This window comes from Bacteroidota bacterium, assembly GCA_018816945.1.
Lineage (GTDB): Bacteria > Bacteroidota > Bacteroidia > Bacteroidales.
On record JAHIVC010000037.1, the window covers coordinates 1 to 17,249 of the forward strand.

Annotated in this window: 12 protein-coding genes and 1 other RNA gene; 5 read left to right on the top strand and 8 right to left on the bottom strand. The window is 37.0% G+C overall.

Features of this window, described 5'->3' with window-relative positions; all coding sequences use genetic code 11:
- Nucleotides 1-344 (top strand): DUF2461 domain-containing protein (locus tag KKG99_06430; protein MBU1012622.1); only part of this gene is annotated, 344 nt, incomplete at its 5' end.
- Nucleotides 345-512: 168 nt separating this feature from the next.
- Here the strand turns inward: KKG99_06430 and gyrB are convergent.
- From gyrB to rnpB, 4 genes are all read right to left on the bottom strand, one after another.
- On the bottom strand, nt 513-2,477 hold the full coding sequence (gene gyrB, locus KKG99_06435; protein ID MBU1012623.1) for a DNA topoisomerase (ATP-hydrolyzing) subunit B: 1,965 nt from the start codon (nt 2,475-2,477) through the stop codon (nt 513-515).
- A gap of 169 nt (nt 2,478-2,646) precedes the next feature.
- On the bottom strand, nt 2,647-4,356 hold the full coding sequence (locus KKG99_06440; GenBank protein MBU1012624.1) for a hypothetical protein: 1,710 nt from the start codon (nt 4,354-4,356) through the stop codon (nt 2,647-2,649).
- Nucleotides 4,357-4,359: 3 nt separating this feature from the next.
- Nucleotides 4,360-7,377: a tetratricopeptide repeat protein gene (locus tag KKG99_06445; protein MBU1012625.1), complete on the bottom strand. Its 3,018-nt coding sequence runs from the start codon at nt 7,375-7,377 to the stop codon at nt 4,360-4,362.
- A 232-nt stretch (nt 7,378-7,609) separates the two neighbouring features.
- Nucleotides 7,610-8,026, bottom strand: an RNA gene (gene rnpB, locus KKG99_06450) — RNase P RNA component class A.
- Between the two features lie 79 nt (nt 8,027-8,105).
- Here rnpB and KKG99_06455 point away from each other — a divergent pair.
- Both KKG99_06455 and KKG99_06460 read left to right on the top strand, forming a co-directional pair.
- Nucleotides 8,106-8,372, top strand: coding sequence for a twin-arginine translocase TatA/TatE family subunit (locus tag KKG99_06455; GenBank protein MBU1012626.1), 267 nt, complete (start codon nt 8,106-8,108; stop codon nt 8,370-8,372).
- Nucleotides 8,373-8,426: 54 nt separating this feature from the next.
- Nucleotides 8,427-9,767: an MATE family efflux transporter gene (locus KKG99_06460; protein MBU1012627.1), complete on the top strand. Its 1,341-nt coding sequence runs from the start codon at nt 8,427-8,429 to the stop codon at nt 9,765-9,767.
- Nucleotides 9,768-9,777: 10 nt separating this feature from the next.
- On the opposite strand, the gene KKG99_06465 is transcribed toward KKG99_06460, so the two are convergent.
- Entirely contained in the window at nt 9,778-10,668 is an 891-nt protein-coding gene (locus KKG99_06465) for a hypothetical protein (GenBank protein MBU1012628.1), read from the bottom strand.
- A 71-nt stretch (nt 10,669-10,739) separates the two neighbouring features.
- On the opposite strand from KKG99_06465, the gene KKG99_06470 reads away from it, so the two are divergent.
- Complete coding sequence (locus tag KKG99_06470; GenBank protein MBU1012629.1) at nt 10,740-12,704, top strand: glycoside hydrolase family 97 protein; 1,965 nt, start codon at nt 10,740-10,742, stop codon at nt 12,702-12,704.
- Nucleotides 12,705-12,762: 58 nt separating this feature from the next.
- The gene (locus KKG99_06475) at nt 12,763-13,830 is read left to right on the top strand and encodes a DUF2027 domain-containing protein (protein ID MBU1012630.1); all 1,068 of its coding nucleotides are present in this window, start codon (nt 12,763-12,765) and stop codon (nt 13,828-13,830) included.
- Nucleotides 13,831-13,833: 3 nt separating this feature from the next.
- Here the strand turns inward: KKG99_06475 and KKG99_06480 are convergent, their stop codons facing one another.
- From KKG99_06480 to KKG99_06490, 3 genes are all read right to left on the bottom strand, one after another.
- The gene (locus tag KKG99_06480; GenBank protein MBU1012631.1) at nt 13,834-14,586 is read right to left on the bottom strand and encodes a sulfite exporter TauE/SafE family protein; all 753 of its coding nucleotides are present in this window, start codon (nt 14,584-14,586) and stop codon (nt 13,834-13,836) included.
- A gap of 190 nt (nt 14,587-14,776) precedes the next feature.
- The gene (locus KKG99_06485; GenBank protein ID MBU1012632.1) at nt 14,777-15,700 is read right to left on the bottom strand and encodes a carbon-nitrogen hydrolase family protein; all 924 of its coding nucleotides are present in this window, start codon (nt 15,698-15,700) and stop codon (nt 14,777-14,779) included.
- A gap of 83 nt (nt 15,701-15,783) precedes the next feature.
- Complete coding sequence (locus tag KKG99_06490; protein MBU1012633.1) at nt 15,784-16,956, bottom strand: PatB family C-S lyase; 1,173 nt, start codon at nt 16,954-16,956, stop codon at nt 15,784-15,786.
- Nucleotides 16,957-17,249: the final 293 nt, after the last annotated feature.

Sequence of the window (17,249 nt, forward strand, 5' to 3'; positions counted from 1 at the left end):
ACAACTCGTTTATTGCCGGAGGGATTTATATGCCCCCGGCACCTGTTTTGAAAAAGGTAAGACAGGAAATTTATTATCACGTGGATGAATTTAAAAGTATTTTGGAAAATAAAGAAAGCAAAAAATATTTTAAAGAAATAAGTGGTGAAAAATTGGTCAGGCCACCCAAAGAATTTTCACCTGATTTCCCTGATATCGAATTATTGAAATTTAAATCATACGGATTGTTACACGAGGTAACGAATGAGCAATGTTTGTCAGCCGATTTTGCAGAATTTGTGCTGAAATTGTTTAATTTATTAAGCCCGATGGTTAAATTCCTGAATAGAGGTTTGGAAATGTAAGTGAAATAAAAAAATTAGTATTTCAGCTTCTGGTTGAGATACTAATTTTTTTATTTTACCCCTCTGTCAGTCTTTCGACTGACATCCCAGCCTGCGGCATGGCAGGTCCCCTGATATTCAGGGGAGAGTAGTAGGAAACCTCGTGGCTTGCCACGAGGAATTGTTTGATTAAATATCGATTCTCGCGTATTTTGCGTTATTTTCGATGAATTCCCGTCTGGGTGGCACTTCATCTCCCATTAACATCGAAAATACGCGGTCGGCCTCTGTGCCGCTATTAATTGTTACCTGACGAAGGGTTCTGAACTCAGGATCCATGGTCGTGCTCCAAAGTTGTTCAGCATTCATCTCTCCCAAGCCTTTGTATCGCTGAATATGAATACCTGTATCCTTTCCATTCACGGAAAGTTTTTGAACGAATAGGTCCCTCTCGTCTTCGGTCCAGCAATAAGCTTGTTCTTTTCCTTTCTTAATTAGGTATAGAGGAGGTGTTGCAATATATACATAACCTCTTTCAATCAGGTCGTGCATATAACGAAAGAAAAAGGTAAGTAATAATGTTGCAATATGACTTCCATCTACATCAGCATCAGTCATGATTATTACCTTATGGTAACGAAGTTTTGAGAGATTTAATGCTTTACTGTCTTCCTCTGTTCCAATAGTGATACCAAGGGCAGTAAACATATTTTTTATTTCCTCATTTTCAAATATTCGATATGGCATTGCTTTTTCAACATTGAGGATTTTTCCTCTTAAAGGAAGAATAGCCTGAAAAGCCCGGTCACGACCTTGTTTGGCAGTACCACCGGCCGAATCACCCTCAACTAAATAAATTTCGCACTTTTCAGGGTCCTTTTCAGAACAATCAGAAAGTTTTCCCGGCAATCCAGATCCTGTCAAAACATTTTTACGCTGAACCAATTCACGTGCCTTACGAGCAGCATGACGGGCCGTGGCAGCCAAAATAACTTTGTTTACGATAATTCTGGCTTCTTTGGGATGTTCTTCAAGGTAATTGTTGAGTGATTCACTTACCATCTGATCAACGCTACCCATAACATCCGAGTTACCCAGTTTGGTTTTAGTTTGACCCTCAAACTGAGGTTCGGCAACTTTTACGGAAATAATTGCGGTCAATCCTTCGCGGAAGTCGTCGCCATTAATGTCGAATTTTAATTTTGCCAGCATTCCTGATTTATCGGCATAACTTTTTAGTGTTCGGGTCAAACCCCTTCTGAATCCTGATAAATGGGTTCCACCTTCGTGAGTGTTAATGTTGTTTACGTAGGAATGAAGGTTCTCTGAAAATGAGGTATTGTACTGCATCGCAATTTCAACCGGAACGCCATTTTTCTCACCTTCGATATTAATAGGATCAGGCATCAGTTTTTCACGGGTTTCATCTAAGTATGCAATAAAATCAGCTAATCCTTTTTCCGAATAAAAGTTCGTTTTTGGATGGAAATTATTAGCTTCTTCGATTCTTTCGTCGGTAATTGAAAGCCGGATTCCTTTATTTAAAAATGCCAATTCCCGCAATCTGGTGCTGAGGATGTCTAATTCGTAAACACTTTCAGTGAAAATTGTCAGGTCAGGTTTAAACCAGATGGTAGTTCCGTTTTTGTCAGTCTCACCAATAACTTTTACATCTTCTTGTGGTTTGCCGATTTTATATTCCTGAAAAAATATTTTATTTTCACGGTATATTGTAGCTTTTAGATTTGCAGAGAGCGCATTAACACAAGATACACCAACACCGTGTAAACCACCGGATACCTTATAGGATCCTTTATCGAATTTGCCACCGGCATGTAAAACCGTCATTACAACTTCCAATGCCGAACGGTTTTCTTTTTCATGTAAGCCGGTAGGAATTCCACGTCCGTTATCTGAAACGCTAATAGAATTGTCTTTATGTATTAAAACATCAATTTGATCACAGTATCCTGCTAATGCTTCGTCGATCGAATTGTCAATTACTTCGTATACTAAATGGTGTAATCCACGCTTACTGGTATCGCCAATATACATCGATGGTCGCTTCCGAACAGCCTCGAGTCCTTCAAGTACCTGAATGTTATCGGCATTGTAGTTTGAATTTGCACTTTCCCTTTTTTCTTCCTCAGTCATAATCAAGCAGTTAAGTTGTTTTTCGTAAAGAAACAAATATACAAATAATTTAGCTATAAAAGCCTATGAAATTCAGGCAAAATAGCTGAGTTTTAAACATTTTTGGGTGAATAATTTGGCGGTATTCTGCTCGCAACTTCGGTCTCTGAAAGTTAGCGATAAAAAGATCTTAAAATGAGTAGCTTAATCCACCAAGAATACTAAATTTTTGAACCGGATAATTGTACCATTTCATGTAAGAGGTGTTACCGATATTATTGAAATCTGCAAAAATTGATAGGTTCTTATTATAGCGGTACTCAATCCCTAAGTTAACATCAACCCAACTTTTTATCAAGGGATAACGCACCAAAGGGATTGGGTTATTGAATTGATATTCGTAGATCCTTGAATAGCTTTTACCATAACTAACAATTTCTCCTCTGATAAAAATGATATCAAGAAGGGTAAATCGTGCAGAGAGGGTAATATCATATTCCGGCTTATGCCAAGGCTTAAATTCTTTATCCATGGTATAATCATAAAAATTAACCTTGAATAAAATTTTAATGGATTCTTTGGATTGAAAACTGAAAGTAGCCCGGCCATGTAATAAGTTGACGTCATCACAAATGACTTCAAATGAGTTGAAATATTGAGTTGAACTATCGTTCAGAAAAAAGGGCATGTTCTTTATAGATGAGTTCGATAATGTAATATCAAAATCAAATCCTTGTATAATCCTTCCTTTTATCTGACCAAATACCTCAAATTTGTTGTTTTGGTAGGTTTGAGGGATTACAGAATTTATGAAAGGATTCATGTTGCGTAACAAATTAAAACTGTTTTTAGAGAACCCCCCTGTAATACCTACACTCGCGATAAGTGATTTTGGGATAATCTCCACACCGGCCTTAATTTCAGGGTAGAAATGAAAAGTTGATGTGCTGTCAATTTCGGCCATTGCATTTATTCCTGCATAAAACTGATATTGTTCGAGCTTAGTTTCCAGATATGGTTTAATATTGATTAAAAATTTAGTTTCAGAATTTAATGTGTCTGCATAATTGTAATAATCAGCATTAATAACCAATCCTAATTTTTGTTCTTCGGTCAGATTTGAGAATTTGAAGGTGTTGTCGAATCGACTGATGAAATTTACATTATGCTCCGATGTTTGATTGATATCCTTCAGGAAATAATAATTTAAACCAAAGGAATGATTCACTTTTCCGGTTTCTATGAAATTGCTGTTGTATAAAATATTAGCCCCGGCCATCTGGTAGCGTTGCTTTGTTAATTTATCGGGTAGAGGATCGGTTATGAATAAAATAGGGTTATAACCGTATTTATGATTTATTTGATGATCGTAAATAATCCGTCCGCTTAAGGTGTGATCTTTGAAAAACTTTTTCCCAAAAATTTCGGCTAAATTATCACTGTATGCACTATTGGCGTAATATTTAATCTTGCCCGCAGATGAATGGTGCTTGAGATGAACTCCAAAAGCATATTCATCCGATCGCAAATTCGATGCAAAAAATTCGAGATACGGAGTGTCAAAATTGCCATATCCTGCTTTAATAAAATTCTTGAAGAGAGGTTTGAGCCGTTCTCCCTTAATAGCCGCCGGTTTTATTGGATTCAGATCAAACCAGGTTAATAGCTGTATTGGTTTCAGGGTGTAATTTAAAATTGGCAGTTTCAATTCGTCATCCTTAAGTTTTGGATTTAAATTGATTTTAAAAGCAGTTGAAATTGTTGGTTCAAATGATCCAACGATGGTAATCTCTTCTGTATGTTTCGTAGTCTGTGCATTTAACTGCACAGAAGAGAAGATAATGAACGTAACGCAAATTAAAATGATTCCTATGTTTCTGATCAATTGTTTTGTGAACATATTTTATTTGTTTTCCTGTTCGTTAATTTTTTTCAATTTCTGCTTTGCGATATCAACCAGGTCCTGTCCGGCATAATTATCAATAATGCTCTGAAGTGTTTGTTTTGCCTGGAAAGTATTATTTAATGCCATATAAACATCAGAAAGTAAAATAAATCCTTTGGCAACCCAATTATCATAATATGCATATTTATTAGAAAGGTCGAGAATAACCTTTTCGGCTTCGTCGTAATTCTTTTGGAGGAAATTGATCTGTGCGATCATATAGCTCGATTCCGCACCCATTTCATTTGTAGTAAGTTGAGCGCTTATTTTGAATTCCTGCAACGCTTTCCCAAGTTGATCATAAGAATAATAAGATTGAGCAAGTAAGAAGTGAGCTTCGCTGATTTGATCGCTTGTTACGCGGTCACTTTTTAGTAAAGCATTAGCAGCATCAATGGTTAATGGGTAATTTTTTAATAAATAATTGCAGCGCATTTTACCTTCGTAGGCCTCTAGCAAGCTTTCTTTATCCTCTGCCAACTCTCCTAATAGATTATAATTTTTCAAAGCTTCGGCATAATTCTTTAAATTATAATTAATACGGGAAGCTTTTCTTAAAGCGATTGTAGTAAAACGCATCTGCGGCTTGGAAATCACAAAATTATATCCTCTCAGCGCATCAATGAAATTTTCTTTCAAGAACTCACATTCGGCTAAATAAAAATTAGAATTGATTAAGTATCTGCCGTTTGGATAATTATTTAAATAAGTTTTAAATGATTTAAGCGCCACCTCATAATTCCCTTCCATGTATTGATTTTCTGCAGCCGAATAAGAAAGAGAATCTTGTTCGGTTGGACGAATGGAAGAGATACCTAAACTGTTTGCAAACCTGAAATATTCATCCACATTATTCATGTCAACATAAATATTTCTTAAGCTGGCGAGTGCTTCTGTAGATTCGGCAGTTCCCTGATAATCGGAAATTACTTTTTTTAACGCGTTAATTGCCAGGTTATTTTTATTGTCGTTATAGTAGATTAATCCACTGCGCAATAAAGCTTTTTTGGCATAAGTGCTATTAGGTTTTTCAGCAACTAATTTGTTGAAATACTGTAAGGCGCCATTGTTATCATTCCTGATAAGGTAAGTAGTTCCAAGTTCATAAAGTGCATCATCATAATATGAACTGCTCCTATTTGTGCTGACCAAGTTGCTTAAAGCTGTAATTTTATCAACATACCTGCTCAATGCTCCATAAGCCAGGGCTTTTTGAAAAATGGCATAATCGTTAGCAGACAAATTTGACCGGGAAGATGCCTCATAACTGTTAATCGCTTCAGTGTATCGTTTGGTAATGAAATAACAATCACCAATTCGTAAATTTGCATCATTGATAAACTGCGCATCGACACCTTTTTGTGATCTCAGGAAATCACTGAAATAGCTAATAGCCGTATCATATTCTTTTTTATCAAAATAAATATATCCCAGGTTATATTTTGTAATTCCATAATACTCCGAATTACGGGCATCTTTATTTATCAGGAAATCATTGAAGTATTTATCGGCTCCCCAATAATTTTGTAATCTGTAAAAAGCATCACCAATCCAGTAATTAGATTCAGCGGTTATTTGCTTGTCGTAGCTATTTTCGATGGTTTTTTTGAACAACTCAATCGATTCGGCGTATTTTTTCTCATTAAATAATTGAATAGCGCTATAGAAATAAATTTTTTGATAAGATTGAACGAAATTCGGGTCCTTGGATTTTAGGCGATCAATTGACCCAAGGGCAGCCTTATAATTTTTGGTCGAGATATACAGTTGAACCAAATAATTGTTGGCTTCATCTTTTCTGGGTGAATTAGGATAGTTTGTCAAATATTGTTCAAGTGAATTTATTGCATTATTGTATGGGTCGTGCGAAAGTTCGATGCTCAATTTAGCGTAATTGAACAATGCTTCTTCTTTGATTATTTTATCGAAATCCATTTTGCAAGCGGCTAGAAATGCATTACTTGCAAATTGCTTTTCATTGGTTTCCAAATAACATAAACCAAGATTATAATATGCATTTTGAGCCAGAATGTCTTTCTGTAAGGTCGCTTCCTGGAAGTACCCTATGGCATCTTTAAATCGGTTTGATTTCAAATAACAATAAGCTAACTGATAACCTAAATCGCGATCCGGTTTCTCCCTCGAATAACGGCTATAATCTTCAAAATAAGTTATGGCCGTAGCAAAATCACCGGTGTGGTAATAAACTCCACCCAGTAATTTAGCCATGTCGGCATGTAGACTATTATTGGCTGTTTTATAAAGGTTTGGGCCATCCTGTAATATCTTCTCAAATTCTTTTTGATAATAATAAATTTGAAGCAGGTAATATGGAACAATATTGCGGTAAGTTTTATCCTCTTTCAAACTCTCAAAAACCGGCAACGCCTTATCATAATCTTTCTCAAGGTAAGCCAAATGGGCCACGTAGTATTTTGCCGGGGGAGAATACATTGAATTGGCGGTAATTACCTGATTAAAAGATAATCTGGCATTTTTTGTATCATCGAGTTTTAAATAACAATAACCTAATTTAAAATAATACTCGTCAAGTTCACTCTTTGATAAATCATTCCGGTCAACTTTTTGAAAGGATTCGAGGGCAGTTTTATAGGCTTTTTCGTTGAATTGATATTTCCCAAGTTGAAAATAGATTCGTTTGATTTTTGAGCTGCTTGGGTATTTAGTGATGAAGTTTTTAAGTTTGAATTCCGTGTTTTTATGTTGAAGTTCGAGCGCACAGATTGCATCATAATAGGTTGATTCGATGATGATTGACTGATCTTGATCGGTGGATTCGTTCATGATTTTTTCAAATATTGCCTGAGCTGAACCATACTTTTCCTTCTGAAACAAATCAAGAGCCACTTTGAATGCAGCTTCAGGATCCTGATTCAGACCTGATTGTTGAGCAAAAAGCAGACTATTTGCAGCCAGAAAAATGAAAATTAACGAGAATTTCCAAACTTTATACATGTTCAAATTTTTTATATCAAATAAAGGTAAATATTAAGATTAAAAATGCTTTTACTGCAAAACTAATTTATTAACACCGAAGTATTAACAATTAACGGTAAAAATGTTGGAATATTTTAGGATTTACTAATAAATACACATTTGTTTTTGAGCATTATAGTAGTTTCCGTAGTAAAAAAGAATAAGGCTTTCTTTAAACATGAAATCATCATGATCAAAAATAGCCTTATTAAAAATTTCCAGTCGTATAAGCGGGATCCTGTATCCGCCAAGGCGGACTTCTATCATTTATCTAGCCCTGTCATCGCTGGCAAGGTCTATCAGCCTACCCGCTCCGGTTTATGCAAGCATAATTTAGTGAGCAACTTCTATCCCGACTGTGTCGGGACCGGAGTATATTTGGCTTTTCAACCCATAAGGTTTACCCGAACGATAAGTTGCCTTACCGAACCGTGAGCTCTTACCTCACGTTTTCACCCTTATCCCGACTCGTAAAACGAGATCGGGACGGTTATTTTCTGTGGCACTTGCTGTTTCCGATATGATCGGAACCTTCCTGTTAGGAAGTATGGTGCTCGGTGTTGTCCCGACTTTCCTCTCTCCCGATCCCGAATAATCGGGTCGGGACAGCGATAGAACCGACTGAAAATCATTGCAAAATTAACATAATTTGAACAAATAGCTGATTCTAAATTTGTTTTACTACTTTTGTTAAAAAGAAACCTGTAATGAATCTATTGATGGTACTCCTCGGCTTGATGGGTGGACCCGAATTAATAATTGTTGGTTTGGCAATAGCCGTATTGTTTGGTGGCAAACGAATCCCTGAGTTGATGAAGAGTATGGGATCCGGAGTTAAAGAACTCAAAAAAGTCACTGACAAAAATGAGATCACAAAGGATATTAAGGATATATCATCGGAATTTAACAATCTGAAAACCGGGATCAAGGATATGACATCTCCCACCAGTTTTTTAAAGCGTGATAAGAAATAAGCAGTGTCAACTATAATTTACTGAAGAATTACTGATTTCAAAAAAATCAAATAATTGAAAGACTTAAGCGTAGGGAAAGAAGGGCCATTGATTTTTAAATTCGCGATGCCCATGTTGCTGGGGAATGTTTTCCAGCAATTATACAATGTGGTAGATAGCGCTATAGTTGGGAATTATATCGGAAAAGAAGCACTGGCTGCAGTTGGGGCATCTTTTCCTATCATCTTTACTCTGATTTCCCTAATTATCGGAATAGCTACCGGCTCAACTATCGTGATTGCTCAATATTACGGGGCCAAGGATATGCCAAAAATTTTAAGGGCCATCGATACCTTGTATATATTTCTGTTTTTTGCCTCGATTATCGTGAGTGTGCTTGGGATCATTTTCGCCCCGCAAATATTTCGACTCATCAAGCTCCCTGAAGAAGTATTGCCCGATGCAGTAACCTATTTAAGAATTTATCTGGCAGGTTTGGTACTGTTCTTCGGATTTAACGGAACCAGTGCAATTTTAAGGGGATTGGGTGATTCAAAAACACCACTTTATTTTTTAATAGTTGCCACCCTTGCCAACGTGATTTTTGACTTTGTGTTTGTTTTGTGGTTCAAGTGGGGAATTGCCGGAGTGGCTTTTGCAACATTATTATCCCAGGCAGGAGCATTCATAACTGCGATTATTTATTTAAATCGTACGCACGAAGTGATCAACCTTTCGTGGCGAAGACTTGTATTTGATAAGGTGATTTTTAAACAGAGTACACGAATAGGTTTTCCGATAGGTTTTCAGCAGGTCTTTGTTGCACTCGGTATGATGGTGATGTACTGGCTGGTAAATCCTTTTGGTACTGACACAGCCGCAGCCTATTCGGTAGTATTTCGTATTGACGCTTTTGCATCGATGCCAGCCATGATGTTTGCTGCCGCTTTATCAACCTTTGTGGGGCAAAACCTTGGGGCAAATAAGCCTGAACGGGTTAAAAAAGGATTGATGGCAACTTTTTATACCACATCGGCAATTGCACTGATTGTTGGAGTCATTGCATTTAGTTTCAGCAGGCCACTGATGCATTTATTTACTTCCGATGAAAATGTGATTGTTATTGGAGTTCAATACCTGCATATCGTTAGTTTTTTCTACATCACTTTTACCGCAATGTTTACCATTGGTGCGGTAATGCGGGGGGCAGGCGATACGCTTATTCCTATGTTTATTACCTTTTTCGCACTATGGATTGTTCGGATTCCCGTATGTTATTATCTTTCATTAAAAATGGGTCCCGTTGGTATTTGGTGGGGAATCCCTATTGCCTGGATAATAGGCTTGATTTTATCGTATCTCTATTATTTAACAGGCAGGTGGAAGACGAAAAATATTCTTCTCAGAAAAGACTGATTTTGCTTACTCAATCAAAATATTCATATTGATGAACTTCTTTAAAATGAAGATTCATTCCTTGGCCTTTTGCATTCACATAGGTCATTGTTTCTGCTAAGCGCTGATTTTGATCGAAGATGCGTTCAACCCGATGATTGATCTCCCCATTTCGATTAAATTGCTCTTGCAGTATGATATTGTTTTTTTCATCATATTCAAGCTTGGTGGTATTTCTTTGATAAGCATCTTCTTCAATAAATTCCTCAATATAACGACCTCGATATTTTTGGTACTCAATTTTTTTAACTAATTGTTTTTTTGCATTATAGTATAATTCCTTTTCAACATTCCCTTCTTCATCATAACGATATTCTTTTTTCGTTTCACTTTTTTCTTCCGCTGTCCAGTGAACTTCTGATTCTAATTTATTATCGTTCAACGTAAATGATTTTTTTTCTGCTATTTCTTCATCTTCATCATACCTAATGTATTCAACCAATTGTTTGCCTTCAAATTTAAATGCTTCTTTATATTCCATTTCATCATCATCATTTCTGCAGAGTTTTTCAATCAGATGACCATCCTGATTATAGGTGAAAACTGTCGTATCTATCGATCCATCGAGATAATGTTTTTCTTCTTTAATTTTTTTCCCCTTGGCATCCCATTCAAAAAATGTTTTTTCGAGCAACTCTTCTTCACCGTCAAGGCACGATTCTTCAATTAATCTGTTTTGATCATCATATTTGCTTTCTATTGTTTGGTCCACAACTCCGGGAGGATTGTAGCTGATATCTTTGGTCGGGTTTCCTTGTGCATCATAAAATATTTCCTTGGTTAGCAGATTTTGTTTAGGTTCTGTTTGACCACTGTTCATGTCAAGATTATAGATTCGCTCAATAGAAATTTGTTTGTTCATATTCAATTTTTTTATTCATATTAGATTGGCTAAATTTACGGTTTTAATTCATTCCTGTAAAATATCTCATTATGAAAAAAACCACTTTTCTTCTTTTTATAATATTTTGGACCCTTGTTTCAGCAGCCGCTGTTCAGGCTCAGATATTCAATTTAAAATCGCCCGATAATTCAATCGAAGTAACTGTCATTATTGAAAATGATATTCGTTATTCGATTAAAGTTGATGGTAAGAATGTACTAGATTATTCACGCATATCGCTCGCGGTTGATGAAAAAGTGTTAGGAAAATTGCCTGTTGTTGTTCAGGTGATCAGGGATGAACACAATGAAATTTTGAAGCCTGTAGTCGCAGTAAAAAGTTCTGAGATTATTGATAATTACAGGTCATTAGAATTTGTTTTTAAAGAAAAATTCCGGATAGAATTCCGTGCTTATAATGAAGGGATTGCTTATCGTTTCAAAACAAATTTCAAGGATGACATTAAGATTAAATCGGAAGAGGCTGCGTTTAGATTTTCCAACGATTTTATGACTTATTTCCCTGAAGAAACCAGCTTTCATTCACATAACGAAAGATATTATAAAAACTATAAAATTTCTGAATTAACTGAGGAAAAATTTTGCAGTTTGCCAATGTTGGCCGAAGCTGAAAATGGAGTCAAATTGGTAATTACCGAAACCGATCTGACTGATTATCCCGGTATGTGGCTCAAACCTTCCAATGGAGAGTTTGAACTGAGCGGGACTTTTCCGGCCTATCCCAAAAAAGTAGTTCAGGAAAATGACAGAAGTGTGAAAGTTGTTGAAAGGGAAGATTATCTTGCTATCACAAAAGGTAAAAGAACTTTCCCCTGGAGGATCGTTGCAATCGCGAAATCGGATGCCGACTTAATTACCAACCAACTCACTTATATTTTAGCAACACCATCGCAAATTAATGATCCAAGTTGGATCAGGCCCGGGAAAGTTGCCTGGGATTGGTGGAATTTCAACAATGTTTATGGGGTGGATTTTAATGCCGGGGTGAACACTCAAACCTATAAATATTATATCGATTTTGCTGCAGAATATGGAATCGAATACATCATCATGGATGAAGGTTGGTATGTATTGGGCGACTTGTCAAAAATAGTTCCTGAAATTAATATGGATGAAATAACCGCTTATGCCAAGTCGAAAGGCGTTGGGGTAATTTTATGGGTAGTTTGGAAAACCCTCGACGATCAATTAGAAGAATCATTGGCCCAATTTGACAGATGGGGCATCAAAGGAATAAAGGTTGATTTTATGCAGCGTGATGATCAGTGGATGGTAAATTATTATGAAAAAATTGCCCGTGCAGCTGCTGAGCATCGTCTGCTGGTTGATTTTCATGGAAGCTATAAACCGGCAGGTTTAAGACGAGCCTTTCCGAATGTGATAACCCGTGAAGGAGTGAGAGGTTTGGAACATAATAAATGGGCCGATACCCAAACACCCACCCATAATGTTACGATTCCGTTTATTCGCATGCTGGCCGGGCCAATGGATTATACACCGGGGGCTATGGTGAATGCCCAGCCTAAAAATTTCCATATTTCGTGGAACAGACCGATGAGTTTGGGAACCCGTTGCCATCAAATAGCCATGTACGTGGTGTTTGAAAGCCCGCTTCAAATGCTTGCCGATAATCCTTCAAATTATATTAAAGAAAATGAATGCACCCGTTTTATTTCAAAAATCCCCACCGTTTGGGATGAGACAAAAGTGCTTAAAGCAAAAATAGGGGAGGTCGTTGCCATTGCACGAAGAAATGGGAATAACTGGTACATTGGAGCAATGTCGAATTTGGATCCAAGAAGTATTCAGGTTGATTTTTCCTTTTTACCCGAAGGTAAATATAAGATTCAAATTTTTCAGGACGGCAAAAATGCGCATCGATATGCTAGCGATTATAAAACGTTAAATGGATTTGTAAGTAAGGATGATTTGTTTACGGTTGAGCTTGCTCCCGGTGGAGGATGGGCCGCGATTTTGACTCCGGAAAATAAATAAATTTCTTAACTTACATATGCTTATTTTTACCGAATAATTTAATTTGAAAAATAAAGCCATGGGATTGAAAGTAGGAGATCGGGTTAAATTTTTAAATGAATCAGGTGGTGGAGTCGTAAGCAAGATTTTAAACCCGAAAATGGTGAATGTTGCAGTGGAGGATGGTTTCGATATTCCTACCATGATTACCGAACTGGTGGTTGTTGAACAAGGAGGTCATGCCGAAAATATGTTCAGGGAAGATTTTAAAGTTGACCTTTCCACAAATAATTATGCCGAAGAAAACCAAGAGGCAGAAACCCATTTGCTTAAATTAAATCAGGTTACCGATGAAGCTGAAGGCGTATACCTGGCTCTGGTTCCACAAGATCAAAGATGGATGATCACAGGCGTTTTGGATGTTTATATTGTGAATCATACCCCATTTGATATTTTATATAATTTAATGTTGAAAGATTCAAAAGGTGCTTATACCGGTTACGATTATAATTCAATCGAATCTGAATCTGCATTACTCATCAATAGTCTTGAAAGGGATGAAATGGAAGCGTGGAAGGAAGGGGTCATTCAGATTCTTTACCACAATATGAAATCGGGTAGTGCTATGATGCCAGCCAATGCGGTTTTCAGAATTAAGAGCAATAAACTGAATAACGAAAATAGTTATCATTATTCAGCTTTAGTAAAACAGAAGGCTTTGGTTTTTTCTTTAAACGAAATGCTTAATCAGGAAAAGTTCGGTGCAGAACAGTTTAAAGGGGAGGATAAAGAACCACAAATTGTTAGGGCAGCAGAAAAAAAAGAAGTACCATTGATTGACAGGCATCAGATTTTACCGAGAATTGCTGAGGTAGATCTACATATTGCCGAATTGATCGATAACATTTCGGGAATGGAAAGTCGGGATATGTTCGCTTTGCAAAAAAAATATTTTAGAGATTGCCTCGAAAGTGCCATCCTTCATAATTACAAAAAAGTCACTTTTATTCATGGAGTGGGAAATGGCATCCTGAAAAATGCGATCATAACAATGTTGAAGGAATACGAAAGTGTAGAAGTGCATGGTGCTTCGATTTCCAAATTTGGACTTGGAGCCATCGATGTGATAATTAAACCCTGGGAGTAATTATTAAGGTTGTTTGGTAAGCAGGCTGGTAATGATAATAATCAAGCCGGTTATTACATTCACGTAGATTACCAATTTTCTGAATTGTTCCTGATGGATTTTTTGTGCTATTTTATTTCCCCAACCCGATCCTAGTATCAATAAAGGTAAAGCAAGGGCCGTAAACTTAATCGTTTCGGGAGTCAGAAATCCCCTGACATAGAAAGCCACTGTGGCAAATAATGAAGTGAAAACCGTGAACCAGGAAAAAATGCCGCGAAATATTTCTTTGTTATACCCTTTACGACTCATGGCAATTACCAGTGGTGGCCCACCAATCGATACGCTACTTGTTAGAATTCCACTTAAAAAACCTGCAAAAACAACGGGTAGTTTAATTCGTTTTTTGGCTAGTCCAACCCCTTTCAATAATTTCAATGAAAAAATGATCACGATCAGGCCGGTAACTATTTTCAAGGTATCTTCATGCATATATTCCAAAGCATAGATTCCTAAAGGGATTCCTCCAAGACTTGCAACAAACATCGGGACGATATAATACCACTTCGCTTTTTCCTTGAGCCCGAATAAAATATAAGCGCTGGTAACCACATTAAACATTGCGAAGGCCGGTACCAGCATGCTCATCGGAAAGATAAGAGAGAGCAAAGGAACCGCGATAAGCGCAAACCCGAATCCTGTGATCCCTTTGAGCATTGATGCCGCGAAAATGATAATGATGGTCAGGACAATTGTAATGAAGGCTAAATCAAACATGGTTTAAAATTGCAAATATGCTATCGTCTAAGTTTTATATTCTTTGCAAAATTACTACGAAAACCAATGGAATGGATCATTTATTCCTTAAATTTTGTAATGAAAAGCATACAAAAATGATCATAATTCTATTTTATCGATCAATGAATTTGATAGTTGGATAAATGTATTATAGTTGCCTATGAAAATTTTAGGACTCTTTATGCATTTCGGGTTGTTTGCCGACTTTGAAGTCAAAGATGTCGTTGCGGGAATAGTGACCTATTACATCAAAGTCCATTTTATACTTACTGATTTCACCTAAATCCAACTCGGCGGTTAAAACACCTTCTTTTCCAAAAAGCGGCCCGGTGATTACTTCCCCGCTTGGCGCAACGATGATGCTTCCTCCGGCTGAAAGCATTTCCGGCTCTTCTTCAACTAATGTTTGATATTTTTTTGGATAATCGGCCTTAGTAAAAAATTGATTGCAGCCCAGAACAAAACATCTGCCTTCCAAGGCAATGTGCTTCATGGTGTCGGTCCATGATGGGCGTGCATCGGCAGTTGGGGCCAAATAAATTTCAATGCCTTTTTGGTACATGCTCATCCGTGCTTCGGGCATATAATTTTCCCAACAAATTAAGCCACCTAATTTACCAATTTTGGCATCAAATGTAACCAGTGAACTGCCATCCCCTTCGCCCCAAACCAGGCGCTCAACACCGGTTGGCTTTATTTTTTGATGACGACCTAAAAATCCATTTTTTGGGGAGAAATAAAACATGGAACAATAGAGGCTTCCATTATTGGCTTCCCTTTCTGTTGCCCCTATTACAAGGTATACCTTGTATTTTTTGCTGATATTTTCTAATCGGATAAATTGTGGGCTACCAATCTCGAGGCTGTTTTCAAGATAAGTTTTATACAATTCACGACCTTCATTGGTTCTTTTCCCGACATTGGCTCCAAAGCTAAAACCACGCGGATAACCTGGAATAAAGGATTCGGGAAAGAGTATAAGTTGACTTCCGTTTACTGAATTTTCTTCAACAAGCTTTTCAACTTTATCGATGGTTTTATCGATGTCGAAAAATACAGGTGTTGCCTGAATTACGGCGGCTTTTATTTTCATTTTTTATATTTTAGAATCAAGATTCAAGACACAAGATACAAGACGCAAGATAAATTGATAACTCATAACTCTTAACTCCTCTTCTATATTTTACTTATTGCAGTATACAATTGATCCATCGCCCTAACCACTATTGACTTTGGACATCCTACGTTCATTCTTTGAAACCCTTCACCTCCTGCACCGAACATCGATCCTTTATTAAATCCCAGTTTTGCTTTTTCGATCAGGAACTTGTTTAATGCTGTTTCATCCATGCCCAGCTCCTTGAAATCCAGCCACAATAAATAAGTTGCTTCAGGTTTGATCAGTTTAATTTGAGGTAGATTTTCAAAAAGAAAATCATTCACATATTTTATGTTTTCAGCTATGTATTTATTTAATTCATCAACCCATTCTGCACCATGTGTGTATGCAGCTTCAAGTGCAACTCCACCAAAAATATTTCCCATCCCCAAATGTAAAATGTCAATCTGTTTTTGAAGGGACCCAAGAAGATTTTTGTTTTTTGAGACCACAATTGAAGTGCCCAAACCGGCAATATTAAATGTTTTACTTGGCGCTAAATAAGTGATTGTTTTCTGGGCAATTTTTTCCGATATGGAGGCGATTGGAATATGCTTGTAATCCGGTAAAATTAAATCAGAATGAATTTCATCCGAGAGTATGATCACATCATGTTTGACGCATAAATTACCAATTCTGGTTAATTCATCAAGTGTCCAAACCCGACCTACCGGATTATGAGGATTGCACAGAATAAATAAAGTGGAATCTTTCAATTTATTTTCCAAGTCGACAAAATCAATTTCATAATTCCCCGCATTGTTCAATTGTAATTCGTTAAACAAAAGTTCACGGCCATGATCTGTCACTGCAGGGAAAAAAGGGTGGTAAACGGGTGGTTGAATCAATATTTTGTCCGCAGGATTACTGAATGCAATGACACTCAGGTTAATTGCAGGAACTATTCCCGGCGTGAATCTGATCCATTCTTTTTCAATCTTCCAGCCATGCTTTTTATCCATCCAATCAATGATGGATTGGTTAAAAGAATCGGGTCGGATGCTATAGCCAAGTACCTGATGATCCAGCCTTTTTTTGAGGGCATCAACAATAAATGGTGGAGTGGCAAAATCCATATCGGCAACCCACATGGGCAGGATATCTGTTGCTCCAAAAACCTGTTGTGTAATATCGTGTTTTATAGAATTGGTATTCTTTCTGTCGATTATTTGATCGAAATTGTGGGCCATGCTTTTTTTGGTGTAAAAGTATAAAAACTTTAATAAAAAAAATCCGGCCTTTTGGGATGGGATGGCTTCCCTTTTTCGAGGGACGCCATCCCAAAGAAAAAAACTTTAGGTATGCATTCTCTTCAGTCTCTGGGATGTCGTCCTTTTCGAGGAAGTCATTCCACCTTGATAATCCAGGGGTGACACCCTGCAGGGTGTCACCCTGTCTTGTCCTAAAATAGGTTTACACAAAAAGTAAACTTATGACAGGATTTATAATGTATGAAGAAAGTTTTAAATTAAGAGTTGTACGA